The following is a 14,999-nucleotide window of genomic DNA, read 5'->3' as shown; positions in this document are numbered from 1 at the left end:
GGGGAGTGTGCGCAGGTTCTTTTTGACAAGGAACCGATTAAGATGATTCAGATAAAAAATAGTAATTCTTATATAAACAATCGAATAAACAACAACGGTTATTGCGAAGTTAAAGTTCAAAATCTAAATTTCTACTATGATTCGAAACAGGCCCTTTTTGATATTAACCTTGAAGTAAGGGAAAAAGGCGTTGCCGCCCTGATCGGCCCTTCGGGATGCGGGAAATCAACATTTCTCCGGGTTTTAAACCGGATGAATGATCTAATCCCCGGAACCCGTCTTGAAGGCACTGTCACTATTCATGGAGAAAATATTTATGATCAGTCCTTCGATGTAGTGGAGCTAAGAAAGAACGTAGGCATGGTATTTCAACAGCCCAACCCTTTCCCGAAAAGTATCTTTGAAAATGTTGCCTATGGCCCTCGAATTCATGGCTTGCGCAATAAAGAACAATTAAGCCGGATCGTGGAGGAAAGCTTAAAGGGGGGAGCTCTCTGGGATGAAGTAAAAGATCGTCTCCATGAGCCGGCACTTTCACTTTCGGGAGGGCAGCAGCAGAGGCTGTGCATTGCCCGTGCGTTAGCTGTTCAGCCGAGAATACTTTTAATGGATGAACCGACATCGGCAATTGATCCGATTGCAACCCAGAGGATAGAAGATTTAATCCGGGAACTCTGTGAAAACTATACAATAATAATAGTTACCCATAACATGCAGCAGGCAGCAAGGATTTCAGATAACACGGGTTTCTTCCTGCAGGGAGAGATGGTGGAGTGGGGGAAAACCTCAGAAATATTCACCAATCCCGGGGATCAGAGGACTGAAGATTATATCACCGGGCGATTTGGTTAAGCCCGCTTAAAGGAGAGATATTTGTGGATAGAATGGAACATACTGAACGTAAAATAGTTTTTGAGGAAAAGATGCATTTATTACTGGAAAAACTTCAGGAAATGGGCAGTCTTGTTGAAGAATCCATTGCGCGTTCGATCGAATCCCTAAAAAAACAGGATCTCGGGCTGGCTCAGAAAGTAATAGATGGAGACGATATTATCGATGATCTCGAGCGGGAAATTGAAGGGAAATGTCTTGAGGTAATTGCAACCCAACAGCCGATGGCCAGGGATTTACGCCGGGTTGCCACACTGTTTAAAATGATCAGCGATCTGGAAAGGATGGCTGACTACGCAACCAGTATAGCGAAAATAACCATAAGAATCGGACACCAGCCTTTGATTAAACCTTTGGTTGACATTCCCAGGATGGCTATATTAAGCCAAAAGATGGTTAAACAGTCACTTGATGCCTACGTGCGGGAAGATATTACGTTGGCAGAAGCTGTCGGGCAGGATGATGATGAGGTGGATAACCTGTTTGGTCAGATCTTCAGGGAACTGCTCACAATTATGATGGAAAATCCGAAAACCATAACTCAGGCAACGCAGTTGCTTTTTGTCGGCCGCTGGTTGGAGCGTATATCAGATCATGCCACCAATATTGCAGAAGAGGTTATTTTCCTTGTTACCGGTAAAAAGCTAAACCTGAATGAATAACCAATTAATATTATTAATCCTGCTTATCCTGTTTATACTCATTGATGATAGTGAGGAATGTTTTAACCAGGTTGGGATCAAATTGTGATCCGGCATTTTTTTTCAGTTCTTGAATAGCGGCTGCTGCACTCATGGCTTTTCGGTAAGGCCGATCACTGGTCATGGCGTCAAAGGCATCGGCTATAGCCAGGATACGACATTCGATCGGAATTTCGTCTTCTTTCAGACCAAGAGGATAACCACTGCCATTCCAGTATTCATGATGCTTGGTCACCTGCAATCACTTTGAATGATATATATTATTAAGCACTAATCTGAATAATCCTTTTCATTGAAAGACCATACTCGCATGTAAATAGCGGTTCTTTTAATCCATCGGACAGAAGAAAAACCCAATTCCATAAAAAGGCCGATGGATAGGGCAAAAATAAAGGTTCCTATTCCAAGCGGGCCTCCAAGTAAATAACCGATTATAGCAACTGTAACTTCCATAAAAGTTCTTACTGTTCCAGCTTTAAGTTTTGAAGCCCTGGTCAGGGCTAACATGAGACTATCTCTAGGGCCGGCACCGAGATTCGGACTGATGTAAAAAGCAACGCCGAAACCAAACAATATTACTCCGAATAGATAAAATATAATTCTCAGCCAAAGGTAATCAGGATGAGGAATATAGTCCCAGCCAATTATTAAATCTACAAATAGACCGAGAAAGATCATGTTCAGGATAGTTCCGAGAAAAAGTTTTACCCTGAGCAGATAACTGACAAAGATCAGTAATAATCCTATGCCCTGCATTACCCGGCCTATAGTGATCCCGGTCTGGTTGGCGATCCCGATATGCAGCACATCCCAGGGATTTACACCCAGATTTGCATTTATGGTAAAAACTATACCATTGGCAATTATAAAAAGCCCTGAAAAAAGAGCTGTATATCTTAGCACGCTTCTGCGAAATTTGATTCGATCAGCTGTTCCTGAATGTAAGTTCATCGCTTAACTCCGTTTTTTTAACTTTTGCTTTCGTGGTTTAACCAGGCATTTTCTTCCGTATCCGATCAAGTCTTTACGGCCGGTTTTTTTAAGTGCTTCACAAACAAGCTGGTAATTTTTTGGGTTTTTAAATTGGATCAATGCACGTTGTATTGCTTTTTCATGTGGTGATTTGGGAATATATATTTTTTCCATAGTGCGTGGATCTTTTTCAGTATAATACATGCAGGTTGATAATGTGCCGGGAGTTGGATAAAAATCCTGAACCTGTTCAGGGTAGTGTTCGTGATTTTTTATAAATGTGGCAAGCTCAACAGCAGCTTCAAGATCTGCTCCCGGGTGGCTAGACATGAAATAGGGCACCAGGTACTGGTCTTTTCCTAACTTACCATTAATTTTTTTATATCTTTTTTTAAAATCAAGATAGACTTTTATTTCAGGTTTACCCATTTTGCTGAGTACTTTTTTTGATGCATGCTCAGGCGCTACTTTCAATTGGCCGCTGATGTGATATTCGCACAGCTCTTCGAAAAAAGCGTTATTTTTTTCAAGTAGAAGATAATCATAACGGATTCCGGATCGAACAAATACTTTTTTTACTCCTTCCAGGCTGCGCAGCTGTCTGAGCAGTTTTAAATATTTGCTGTGGTCGACAATCAAATTATTACATGGATCGGGAGAAAGACACTGACGTTCCATGCATGAACCGTATTTAACCTGTTTGGTACAGGCTTTTTGATAGAAATTTGCCGTCGGGCCGCCAACATCATGAATATATCCTTTAAAATCGGGCTCTTTAATCAATGTTTTCGTTTCTTCAATTACAGCTTCAGTGCTTCTGTTCTGAATGATTCTTCCCTGGTGGAAGTGAAGGGAACAGAAACTGCAACCACCGAAACAGCCCCTGCTGCTGACAATACTAAATCTAACTTCTTTTAAAGCCGGTACTCCACCGGTTTTTCCATATACCGGGTGGAATGTTTTTTGATAGGGAAGACGATAGACCATATCAAGTTCATCTGTGGAGAGAGGTTCAGCCGGTGGATTTTGGATAACATAAATACCGCCATAAGGTTCAGCCAGACTTTTGGCTGTTATGTGATCGGTATTATTGTACTGGTTTATAAAGCTTTTGGCATAAGCATCCCTTGATGAGGTGATCTTGGAAAATGATGGAAGGACCAAAAAATCCTCAGGAAAATCTATATTTTTTGCAGAATAAACAGTACCTTTGACATAGGTAATATCTTCTATATTAAGTCCGCTTTCCATCGCTTCTGCAATTTCGATCAGGGCATTTTCGCCCATGCCGTAAACTAAAAGATCAGCTCCGGCATCGAGTAAAACTGAACGATGCACCTTGTCATCCCAATAGTCATAATGAGCCAACCTGCGCAGGCTCGCTTCAATTCCGCCGATAATTATAGGGGTATCCGGGTATGCGATTCTGGCCATTTTTGAATAAATGGTAAGAGCCCGATCCGGCCGATGACCGGTTTTGCCTCCGGGGCTGTATAGATCAGATTTTCTTCTTTTTTTTGCTACTGTATAGTGACTGACCATTGAATCTATGTTTCCTGATGTAACTAAGAATGCAAATTTTGGTTTTCCAAGTTTTTTGAATTCGTTTATATTTTTCCAATCCGGTTGAGCAATTATGCCAACTCTAAATCCTTTTGCCTCAAGCAGTCTGCTTACGATGGCAGTACCAAATGAAGGGTGATCTACATATGCATCCCCGCTGATCAAAATAAAATCGAGGGTGTCCCAACCCCTGCTTTTCATATCTTCAACTGAAATGGGCAAAAAGTAATTTGTCATTTAGTCCGCCTGTTATGGTCAATATAAATCTATCTGAGCTGATCAAATCTTTTATATTTGCTATTCCCTATAGAGCAAATGAATAGCGTTCTGCTGCTATATCTATCAATTTATTCAACAGTTGTTCGTAGGATAGGCCAGCTTCTTTGGCAGCAAGAATGAATGAACTATCCGGTTCGAGACTGGCCATAGAATTAACCTCTAAAATATATGGCTGATCTTCCCGATCATAACGAAAATCTATTCTCGCGCAATCGTAACATTCAAGAGCATTAAAAGCTTTCACAGCCAACTTTTGAAGCAAGGTTAACTGTTCTGGTTGAAGCTTTGCCGGACAAATTTTTTCAATCTTCCGCTTACTTTGTTTGGTTTTATCTTCATAGGTGTATATATTCAATCCTTCGCAGAATAGTAACTCAACTGGAGGAAGTGTAATCGCCGGTTTATTTCCCAGAAGCCCTATACATATTTCTCTCCCATCAATAAACTCCTCTGCCAGAACCTGTGTTTCGAACTTCTCAATAATCTCTGATACCCCAGATCTGAATTGCTCTATATTATAAACAATCGTTAGCCCCATCGAACGTGCCTCATCTTTAGGTTTAAGTATGATGGGGAAATTTAATTCTTCGATAGGGGTAAGTTCAGGCTCATCAATGACCATAAAACGAGGTGTTGGTAATCCTTTCTGAAGAAGAAGAATTTTTGTTAACACCTTGTCCAATGCAATAGCATGAGCGTAAGGGCTTGAACCTACATAAGGGATTCCCAGCATCTCCAATATTGCCGGAATATGAGTATAGCGAGCTTTCCCCTGGATTCCATAGCTCAGGTTAAAAACTATGCCGGGGTTATTATTTAGTGAATCCGGGGGCATAAATTTTTCGAGGATATTAATGATATTCTTATCGCCCTCAAAAGCTATAACCTGATGCCCGCCGGATTCCAGGGCACTTTGAATCAATTTAATTGTTTGTATGCCATAAACTTCTTTGCTTGGCGTTCCAAAAAGGTTTATAACAGCCCGGCTCTGGTAGTTATAAACAATTGCAACTTTCATTTTTTACACCACCAAAAATTATTCGGACTGTCCCTGCCCTGTATTCTGAAATATCATAAAATAAATTCCCGGTTAGTTCAATAATATCATGGTTTATATTTGCAAATCAAACCTGCATTGCAGGGAATTTCAATCACGGAACCGAAATGTTTACTCTCGATAAAAATTTGAAGTAAGGACGATTAAAGATGCTGCTAGATTACGGTAAAGATCAGATTAAACTAAAAATTCCGGAGGGCGTTAAATTCCAAATGGTCAGTGGTACTTTTCAACCACCGCTTAACAATCCCGAGCAGGAAATCATCTATGCTATACGATCACCGATTGGCTGCCCCCCGCTTTCGGAAATAATTGATCCTGGCGATAAAGTCTGTATCCTGGTTAATGATTCGACCAGGGTTGCCCGCAGTGAAATATTTTTACCGGTTCTGATTGATGAGCTGGACGGAATTGGAATAAAAGATAAAGATATGTTTATTGTTTTTACCAATGGAACTCACCGTGCTCTTTCAAAGACGGAAATGAAAGACTTGGTGGGAAATTATGTAGCCTCAAAAATTGCATTGTATAATCATGATAGCAGAAATGATGATGAACTGGTTTATTACGGAACCACATCGTTTGATACCCCGGTTTATATTAATAGCCGTGTTGCAAAAGCAGATAAGCGAATATTGACCGGTAGTGTAGTTCAGCACTATTTCGCCGGATATGGGGGAGGGCGTAAAGCTTTAGTCCCGGGCGCTGCCGGCTGGAAGACAATAGAGAAAAATCATAGTCTTATGCTCGATGAAAAGGCTGCGGGTGGAATTTTGAATGGAAACCCGGTTCATGAAGACTTACTTGAAGCTGCGCTGATGGTCGGTGGAAACTTTTTAATTAATACTGTCCTTGACGAAGAGAAAGCTATCCTGGGCATATATGCCGGAGATATGATTGATGCACATCTTGCCGCCTGTAAAGCAGCTGATAAGGTCTATAATGTTGAAATAAACCAACTTGCTGAGGTTGTAATAGCATCTTGTGGCGGGTATCCGAAAGATATTAACCTCTACCAGGCTCATAAAACGCTTGATAATGCTTTAAATGCGATGCGGCCAGGGGGTAATTTGATCCTGCTTGCAGAATGTGAAGAAGGAATGGGTTCAACAACCTTTAAAGAATGGACATTAAAATATTGCTCACTTCAGGAACTTAGAAGGGCTATTACAAATAATTTCGTACTTGGAGGACATAAAGCATATACGATTAGCAACCTTTTGCGAAAGGGTACTGTTTATCTGGTATCAAGGTTAGATAAAGATTTATCCCGGGCGTTGGGTTTTATTCCTGTGGAAGATCTTGATGAAGCTCTTGCAGCAGTTTATAAAAAGACGAGAGAGTTGCTGACTTATGTTATTCCACAGGGGGCTATTTACAGACCCATTCTAAAATGAACTCTTATTTGAAATAGTTTTACCAGTCAGGAAGTGTTGCCTGTTGATTATTAAGGTTCAACTATCAGATGTGTTGAAAGATAAACTAAGAAATAAATCTCAAACCGGATCCGGTCAATTGAATATTGAACTTAATCATGGATCGACGCTATATGATCTTTTTGATGAACTGGGCCTTTCCGTATCACAGGTAGGTTTGGTGACTTTGAATGGTAAACAGGTAAATTACAAACACCTGATTTCAGATCAGGATCAGGTAAGGATATTTTCGCCCATGTCTGGCGGTTAATTCATTGAATTGGAGGCAACAATAATGTCGAAAATTATACGCGTCAACCTTACAAGTGGGAGTATAACTAGCGAAGAGGTTCCTGATAAATATAAACAGCTTGGTGGAAGAGCACTGACTGCACAGATCTTACTTGATGAGATTGATCCTGCCTGTGAGCCATTGGGGCGCCATAACAAGCTGGTTATCGCTCCCGGTTTACTTGGAGGGAGCTTTTTGTCCAGCTCTTCGAGGTTATCGATCGGGGGGAAAAGCCCGCTTACCGGGGGCATCAAAGAATCTAATGCAGGCGGAACTGCCGCTCAGGCTTTGAGTAAACTTGGTATTAAAGCTGTTATCCTTGAGGGAGAAAGTAATCTTGATTACTGCCAATATCTTTTCCTCGGGAATCAAGAATCTGCTTTAAAGCCTGCTGAATTTGCCGGTATGGGCGTTTACCAGTCTTCTAAATTACTCTTTGAACGCTACGGTGATAAGGTTTCACTTATCCTGATTGGTCCTGCCGGTGAGAAAGGCCTCCCCGTTGCCGGTATTACCAATACAGATCCACAGGGGCGTCCGGGTCGTTTTTCCGGCCGTGGCGGCCTCGGTGCAGTCATGGGCACAAAGGGGTTAAAAGCTATTGTTCTAGATCCTGCTGGAAAGGAAGGTATTAAATATCATGATCGTAAAGCTTTCCAGGAATTGAATAAAGAGCTGGTAAAAATACTCCGTGAAAACCCGGCAACAGGAGAAGCATATCCAAAATACGGAACAGCAGCCATGGTAACCAGGACTAATGCACTGTATGCGCTGCCAACAAGAAATTTTTCCGAAGGTACATTTGAGTTTGCTAACCGAATAGACGGGGACTACTTGTTTAATACAATCATGAAGCGGGGCGGAGCAGGTAATCCGACGCATGCCTGCATGCCGGGCTGCGTAATCAAGTGTTCCAATGTTTATGCGGATTCTTCAGGCAGCGAAATTGTTTCTCCGCTTGAATATGAGACCATAGGACTGATTGGTTCCAATTGCGGGATAGGAAACCTTGATGATATCGCCAGTCTCAATTATATCTGTAATGACCTGGGAATAGATACGATTGAAGTGGGGGCTGCAATAGGCGTTGCCATGGATCAGGGATTGATTCCTTTCGGTGATGCCGCTGCGGCAGAGGAACTGCTTTCGGAAATAGCTGACTTTACCATCATGGGAAGAGTTCTCGGCCAGGGTGCATTGATTACAGGCCGGATTCTTGGATCTAAACGCATACCGGTTGTAAAGGGGCAATCGCTTGCTGCTTATGATCCTAGAGCGATAAAAGGATTGGGAGTAACTTATGCAACATCGCCTATGGGAGCAGATCATACAGCAGGCAATACAATACGTAACCAGGTGGAGCATACAGATCCGGAACCCCAGGTAGAACTTTCCTTGAAAGCGCAGAAAATGTCTATGATGGCTGATAGCCTGGGGTTATGTCTCTTTCTGATGCCGGCACTCGGCTCGGAACTTGATAAAATAGCCGAGCTGCTTGATTATTATGTTGGCATAGAAACCAGCGGAGAAAAACTGCTTGAGGATGCCTCCAGATCATTGTCTGTTGAACGCGAATTTAACAGACGTGCCGGATTTGGCCCGGCTGCAGACCGGTTGCCTGAATTTATGCTGGAAGAACCCCTTCCGGCACTTAAGAGTGTTTTCGATGTACCATCAGACAAAATGAGGCAGATCACAGAACTATAAGTTTGGAGGCGGAAATAGTTCTCCAATATATTGATTCATTTAAAGATCAATCACCAGATATTAATGTTTGTAGCTCTTGAATTTTCCCTTATGGTTACTTCTGTTTTTTCTGCTGCCTGTTTTGTTTCTTGGTCCGTAGCTGACCCGGTTTGTTAACTGGCTTTTCTTTTTTGTTGCCCAGGCTTTTTCTGCTGTGATTGTAACCGGAGTTAAGTCAGGTTCTTTCGTTAACATTTTAAGCGCTGCAGCCAGAAGGGTTACCGCCTCTTCGCTATCGAGCATCTCTGCGGCAATATTTTTGTATTGCATATGTTCACCACTGTTTATAATCTTAATGAGTTTTTTCGCAGTGATTTTTTGTTGTTCTTCGAGAGCTTCATCGAAGGTGGGAATAGGTTTACGAATTATTTTACGCTTGATTGATCTTTCAATCATATTAAGATGATCGAGTTCCCGTTGAGATGCAAAAGTGATGGCAATACCGGGTTTACCCAATCTACCGGTTCTTCCAACCCGATGGACATAACTTTCAGCATCCTGGGGTATGTCGAAGTTGTAGATATGAGTTACTGATCCGATATCCAGGCCTCTGGCAGCAACGTCAGTTGCAACCAGTATTTCTGTAATTCCGTTCTTAAATTTGCGCATAACTGCATCACGTCTGGATTGGGTAAGATCTCCGTGTATGGCTTCAGCGGCATAACCCCTTTTCCCAAGTGCTTCATAAAGCTCATCAACACGCCTTTTAGTTCGGCCAAAAACAATTGCTGATTCGGGGGAATTAAGGTCCAGCAGACGGCACAATGTATCAAATTTTTCTGATTCTTTTACCTGAACAAAGTACTGTTCAGTATTTGGAACTGTGACCTCTTTTGACGTAATCTTTATAAATTCCGGTTCATTCATGAACTCACGGGCCAGATTTAAAATCGCTTGTGGCATTGTTGCAGAAAACAGCATGGTCTGGTGGATTACAGGAACAGCTGACAGGATTAGCTCGATATCTTCTCTGAATCCCATGTTAAGCATTTCGTCAGCTTCATCCAGCACTACGATTGCTATGTTAGATAATCGAATCAGTTTTCTGCGCATATGATCCATTAATCGTCCCGGAGTTGCGACAATTATGTGTGGTTTACTTTTTAAGGCTTTAATTTGCCTGTCTATGTCCTGTCCGCCATAAATCGGTAAGGCTTTGATCTTTTTGTGTTTCCCCAGGGAATTAATCTCTTCAGCTACCTGGACAGCCAGTTCCCTTGTGGGTGCTAATACTAAGCCCTGGATAACTCCACTGTCGACTAGACATTGCTCGATCATTGGGATGGCAAAGGCTGCTGTTTTGCCGGTGCCGGTCTGCGCCTGACCGATCAAATCTTTGCCGGTCAGGGCAATCGGTATCGCTATCGCTTGAATTGAGGTTGCTTCTTCAAATCCCATTGCGTTCGTTGATCTGATTGTTGCCTCACTGAGGCAGAATTCTTTAAAAGTAGGCATTAGATATTTTGTTTCCTTTCAATGTTTCCAAATACTTAAATTTGCTTAAAATTATTTAAGAATAAAGCTATAACTGAAAAAATAAGGGCATTTCCTGATTACCGGAAATGCCCTTAATGTTGCGCTTTTTCGGTTTATCCTATTTTATAATGCTATAACGTTTGCAGCCTGTGAACCGCGCTCGCCCTCTACTACTTCAAACTCAACAGCCTGACCTTCTTCGAGGGTTTTAAATCCTTCACTCTGGATTGCTGAGAAGTGAACAAAAACATCTTTGCCTTCCTCAGTTTCGATAAAACCATAGCCTTTGTCCGGGTTAAACCATTTTACTTTTCCCTGCATGTTTGAATCTCCTTCACTTAGAATGAATCAAAAAGAGGAATTGCCGTCAAACCTCTTTTCCTTTCCCAAGCAAAGGGTTAAAGACAGTTTGCGTTATTCACATCTTTTTAACACTGTGATAAAGGATATCACACTTTTGTATATTATGCAAGAAAAATATTAATAATGGCCTGCAAATACAGGGGATTGGAATTTTGGTAGCGAATAGTAATCTATCAATATTTTTGGGAGGGAGCAAGTTGAATAAACCGATACAAATTTGGTCCGAGGTTGGCCAGCTAAAAAAAGTGTTGCTCCACCGACCCGGTTTGGAACTAAAAAATCTGACTCCCCGGTATCTGGAAGAGCTTCTTTTTGATGAAATACCATGGTTGGCAAAGGCCCAGTTGGAACATGATGGTTTTGCCCATGCTTTGCAGGAGAATGGGGTTGAAGTTTTTTATGTAGATCAGATGCTGATAGATATTGTCAATGACTCTGATGTTAAAAGCGAGTTGATTAAAAGGCACTTAAAAGCAAGTCCCCTGATCGAACCTGATGTACTCGATACAATATACAACTACCTATTTGAGCAACCTTCTGATAAGCTTGTTTCAATGATTATTGCCGGCTTATCAAAACAGGAAGTTCAGCATTTGAAAACTTACAGGACACTGAGTGATCTTACCCTGGATAGTTATCCATTCTATCTGGCCCCCCTTCCAAATATGTACTTTACCAGGGATCATGGTTCAATGATCGGTTCCAAGCTTCAGATTAGCAGCATGTTCCTACCCGCCCGTAGACTAGAAACAATATTTTTAAGAATGATCCAGAAGTATCATCCCCTCTTCCGGGATATAGATCTGGCCTTTCATGAAGAAATACCCTATGGCATCGAAGGTGGTGATGTGTTTGTTCTCAACAGGGATACCCTTATGATCGGTTTGAGTGAAAGGACTACTGAAGAAGCGATTGAATGGGTAGCTCATAAATATCTGATTGAAAAGGGTTTGGTTAAACAGATTATTGTGGTGCAGGTCCCAACCAGGCGAGCATATATGCATCTTGACACCGTATTAACTATGGTTGATTTAGATAAATTTCTCATGTACCCCGGGGTGCGGGATGTGATAAATGTTTACTGGTTGGAAAAGGGGTCTGATAACCGGGTTGAAGCAAGTAATGGTTACAATCTTCAGGGTGCACTGCGTAAAGCTTTAAACCTGAAGAATGTTGAAATAATTTATTCAGGTGCTGATGAAGAGATTACAGCTGCTCGTGAACAATGGGGTGACAGCACCAACACGCTGGCGGTAAAACCAGGCCTGGTTGTCTGTTATGATCGAAATGAAGCGACAAATGAAACCCTCAGACAGTACGGAGTAGAAGTGATCGAGATTGATGGCTCGGAACTGGTCAGAGGGAGGGGTGGTCCTCGCTGCATGAGTATGCCTCTCCATCGGGATGAAATAAGCTAATTGCCTTTTTTCATGCTAACCTTAATCGTTATGGCTACTAAGATCATACCTGCAAAAAGAGGCTGAAAACACACAAGCGGTTGGCTATTACGGCTTCTGTTGCTGTGATAATTTATATTTTGCTGATTTTGAGATTATATTATTTTTAGCTTCAGGCTTTAGATTGTTGTTCTATGATTAAAAGATTGGAGGATAAATTGTGGAAAGGGAATTATCGCTTGAATTTGTCAGGGTAACCGAAGCAGCAGCATTAGCTTCAGGACGTCTGATGGGTCGCGGAGATAAAGAAGCAGCTGACCAGGCTGCGGTAGATGCAATGCGATCCGTATTTGATACTGTACAAATTGACGGGACAGTAGTTATCGGTGAGGGCGAAATGGATGAAGCTCCGATGCTCTATATCGGTGAAAAGGTCGGAACAGGAAGTGAACCGGTCGTAGATGTTGCCGTTGATCCGCTTGAGGGAACCAACCTGGTTGCCAAAGGGCTGCCTAATGCTCTGTCTGTGGTGGCAATTGCCCGAAGGGGCTGTCTGCTGCATGCGCCGGATATGTATATGGATAAAATTGCTGTTGGGCCGAAAGCCAGGGGATGTATCGATCTTGATGCACCTGTGATAGATAATTTAAAAGCTCTAGCCAAAGCAACAGATCGTGAAATCAGTGATCTCACGGCAATTATTCTTGATCGCTCCCGGCATAAAAAGATTATATCTGAAATAAGGAAAGCGGGTGCCCGGGTTAAGTTGATCAGCGATGGAGATGTATCTGCTGCCATTGCTACAGCAATAGATAATACGGGGGTTGATATTCTCTTCGGTATTGGAGGCGCTCCCGAAGGGGTAATTGCAGCTGTGGCATTGAAGATCCTTGGTGGCGATATGCAGGCCCGCCTTAAGCCTGAAGATGATGAGGATCTTGCTCGAATTAAAGGAATGGGCCTGGATGATCCAAACAAATTATTGTACCTGGATGATCTGGCCAGAGGAGATGATCTTTTTTTTGCCGCCACCGGAATAACTGATGGCGATATGCTTGAAGGTGTCCGTTATCGCGGTCAGACTGCAGAAACTCATTCGCTTGTGATGAGAGGAATTACGGGTACGATCAGAAATGTTCATGCTGTACATTCTCTATCAAGAAAACCGCATTTTGTATCAAGGGAAGCCGGTTGCAGGTAAGGTTGGTGGCTTTCGGTTTTTATAATATGAATTAAAGAAGTGAGGATTCAGATTTACCTGCAGCCTCACTCTTCTTATGATGTCTTTAAAATATCTGCTACTTTACGATTAAAACATTGGTTTTTGCTGCCTGCAAAACAGCATTACTGACACTGCCGAGAAATAGTTTCTTAACCCCCCCTGTTCCCCGCCTGCCAATGATGATAAGATCAAAATTTCCTTCATCAGCAAAGTGGGTTATCACTTCAGCCGGATGCCCAACCTTAAAGACTGTCTGGACCTGAATTGGATGGCTTTCAAAGACTTTTTCAGCATCATGAAAATATTTTTTTCTTTCTTCAAGCAGTCTCTTGTCAATTTTCTTTAACTGCTTTTCTTCTTCAGGTGTAAAAGGGTATTTCCCATGCCAGTAATCAGGGAAAAAAGGCGCACTTTCATGAACATGTATGAGGACAATTTCATTAATTTCGCAATCACCAACCATTCGGGCAGCGACTTCTATACATTTCTGGCTATTTTCTGAACCATCTGTGCATACCAATATTTTCATCTGGCTCTCTCCTTTCTGTTTATTATCAATTCGCCAGAATGGCGTGATTCCCTTTATAAAAAGTATTTAGAGGATATCAATGATCAAGATGGAAATTTACTAGCTGAATGGAAAGGAGCTAAAAATGAATAGGCTGCCCACCATAGATGACATAAAGACTTCGGAGCTGAGGATCAGGCCTTATATTCACCGCACTCCGGTTCTGACAAACAGGACAATAAATAAAATATGTTCTGCAGAAGTCTTTTTTAAAGCAGAAAATTTTCAGAAGGTTGGAGCGTTCAAGGCAAGGGGTGCAGTAAATGCTGTTTTTAGCCTTGAAGAAGAACAAATTTCAAAAGGTGTTGCCACTCACTCTTCCGGAAATCATGCAGCCGCCCTGGCTTATGCGGCCAAGTGCAGGGGGATAAAAGCATATGTAGTTATGCCTGAGAATGCACCGGAAAATAAGAAAGCTGCAGTAGCGGGTTATGGTGCCAGAATTATCTACAGTGAATCAACACAAAAGGCCCGCGAAGAAATGTTAAATCAAATAATAGTTGATACCGGCGCTTTTTTTATCCATCCATACAATGATTACCGGGTCATAACCGGTCAGGCGACAGCAGCAATGGAGCTGTTAAAGGAAGTACCCACACTTGATTCTCTTTTGGTTCCTGTAGGAGGAGGAGGTCTGCTCAGCGGTTCTGCACTGATTATAAGAGCGCTTAGCACCCATACTTTAATCTTCGGTACGGAACCGAAGAGGGCCGACGATGCTTTCCGTTCACTCAAGGCAGGATATATAATTCCACAGGATAACCCGGTTACTATTGCCGATGGATTACGTACTTCACTGGGGGATCTTACATTTCCGATAATCCGTGATCATGTTACCGATATCTTTACGGTTCAGGAAATAGAGATTATTAATGCAATGAGATTGATCTGGGAAAGGATGAAAATAATTATAGAACCCTCTGCTGCTGTCCCAGTAGCGGCATTGCTTTATAGAAGAGAGCAGGTGCCGGGCTCAAAAATAGGCATCATACTTTCCGGTGGCAATGCAGATCTTGATAATCTTGCTTTTAAGTCATAGATTTGTTAAAAGGGCGAA

The 14,999-nt window shown here is 42.0% G+C and carries 14 protein-coding genes and 1 pseudogene; 8 read left to right on the top strand and 7 right to left on the bottom strand.

Translation table 11 applies throughout. The features are described from left to right. Window positions 1-42 precede the first annotated feature (42 nt). Together pstB and phoU are read left to right on the top strand one after the other, a co-directional pair. Window positions 43-852: a phosphate ABC transporter ATP-binding protein PstB gene (gene pstB, locus SCJ97_00710; GenBank protein ID MDW7738566.1), complete on the top strand. Its 810-nt coding sequence runs from the start codon at window positions 43-45 to the stop codon at window positions 850-852. 32 nt (window positions 853-884) lie between these two features. Then, a complete protein-coding gene (gene phoU / locus SCJ97_00705; protein MDW7738565.1) occupies window positions 885-1,553 on the top strand; it encodes a phosphate signaling complex protein PhoU in 669 nt (222 codons plus the stop codon). A 13-nt stretch (window positions 1,554-1,566) separates the two neighbouring features. Here phoU and SCJ97_00700 read toward each other — a convergent pair. From SCJ97_00700 to SCJ97_00685, 4 genes and pseudogenes are all read right to left on the bottom strand, one after another. Further along, window positions 1,567-1,827, bottom strand: a pseudogene (locus SCJ97_00700) (HD domain-containing phosphohydrolase). Between the two features lie 35 nt (window positions 1,828-1,862). Then, window positions 1,863-2,543 carry a hypothetical protein gene (locus SCJ97_00695; GenBank protein MDW7738564.1) on the bottom strand — a complete coding sequence of 227 codons (681 nt, stop codon included), beginning with the start codon at window positions 2,541-2,543 and terminating at the stop codon, window positions 1,863-1,865. A gap of 3 nt (window positions 2,544-2,546) precedes the next feature. Then, entirely contained in the window at window positions 2,547-4,364 is a 1,818-nt protein-coding gene (locus SCJ97_00690) for a YgiQ family radical SAM protein (protein MDW7738563.1), read from the bottom strand. A gap of 67 nt (window positions 4,365-4,431) precedes the next feature. Then, a complete protein-coding gene (locus SCJ97_00685) occupies window positions 4,432-5,424 on the bottom strand; it encodes an ATP-grasp domain-containing protein (protein MDW7738562.1) in 993 nt (330 codons plus the stop codon). A gap of 188 nt (window positions 5,425-5,612) precedes the next feature. Between SCJ97_00685 and larA the strand changes: the two genes are divergently transcribed. From larA to SCJ97_00670, 3 genes are read left to right on the top strand one after another with little or no spacing between them, the layout of a single operon-like run. Then, window positions 5,613-6,860, top strand: coding sequence for a nickel-dependent lactate racemase (larA, locus tag SCJ97_00680; GenBank protein MDW7738561.1), 1,248 nt, complete (start codon window positions 5,613-5,615; stop codon window positions 6,858-6,860). Between the two features lie 43 nt (window positions 6,861-6,903). Beyond that, window positions 6,904-7,149, top strand: coding sequence for a MoaD/ThiS family protein (locus SCJ97_00675; protein ID MDW7738560.1), 246 nt, complete (start codon window positions 6,904-6,906; stop codon window positions 7,147-7,149). 24 nt (window positions 7,150-7,173) lie between these two features. After that, window positions 7,174-8,877, top strand: coding sequence for an aldehyde ferredoxin oxidoreductase C-terminal domain-containing protein (locus SCJ97_00670; protein ID MDW7738559.1), 1,704 nt, complete (start codon window positions 7,174-7,176; stop codon window positions 8,875-8,877). Between the two features lie 60 nt (window positions 8,878-8,937). Here SCJ97_00670 and SCJ97_00665 read toward each other — a convergent pair whose 3' ends face one another. Both SCJ97_00665 and SCJ97_00660 read right to left on the bottom strand, forming a co-directional pair. Next, the gene (locus SCJ97_00665; protein MDW7738558.1) at window positions 8,938-10,371 is read right to left on the bottom strand and encodes a DEAD/DEAH box helicase; all 1,434 of its coding nucleotides are present in this window, start codon (window positions 10,369-10,371) and stop codon (window positions 8,938-8,940) included. 144 nt (window positions 10,372-10,515) lie between these two features. Beyond that, entirely contained in the window at window positions 10,516-10,713 is a 198-nt protein-coding gene (locus tag SCJ97_00660; protein MDW7738557.1) for a cold-shock protein, read from the bottom strand. Between the two features lie 239 nt (window positions 10,714-10,952). Here SCJ97_00660 and SCJ97_00655 point away from each other — a divergent pair, with 239 nt between their 5' ends. Further along, a complete protein-coding gene (locus SCJ97_00655; protein ID MDW7738556.1) occupies window positions 10,953-12,173 on the top strand; it encodes an arginine deiminase in 1,221 nt (406 codons plus the stop codon). Between the two features lie 199 nt (window positions 12,174-12,372). Further along, window positions 12,373-13,353, top strand: a complete 981-nt coding sequence (glpX, locus tag SCJ97_00650; protein MDW7738555.1) for a class II fructose-bisphosphatase — start codon at window positions 12,373-12,375, stop codon at window positions 13,351-13,353. Window positions 13,354-13,450: 97 nt separating this feature from the next. Here the strand turns inward: glpX and SCJ97_00645 are convergent, their stop codons facing one another. Then, window positions 13,451-13,903, bottom strand: coding sequence for a universal stress protein (locus SCJ97_00645; GenBank protein MDW7738554.1), 453 nt, complete (start codon window positions 13,901-13,903; stop codon window positions 13,451-13,453). A 124-nt stretch (window positions 13,904-14,027) separates the two neighbouring features. On the opposite strand from SCJ97_00645, the gene SCJ97_00640 reads away from it, so the two are divergent. Next, a complete protein-coding gene (locus SCJ97_00640) occupies window positions 14,028-14,981 on the top strand; it encodes a pyridoxal-phosphate dependent enzyme (GenBank protein ID MDW7738553.1) in 954 nt (317 codons plus the stop codon). Window positions 14,982-14,999 lie beyond the last annotated feature (18 nt).

The organism is Bacillota bacterium (assembly GCA_033549065.1).
In the GTDB taxonomy this organism is placed as follows: domain Bacteria; phylum Bacillota; class Dethiobacteria; order DTU022; family DTU022; genus JAWSUE01.
This window is presented reverse-complemented; position numbering and strand designations above follow the sequence as displayed.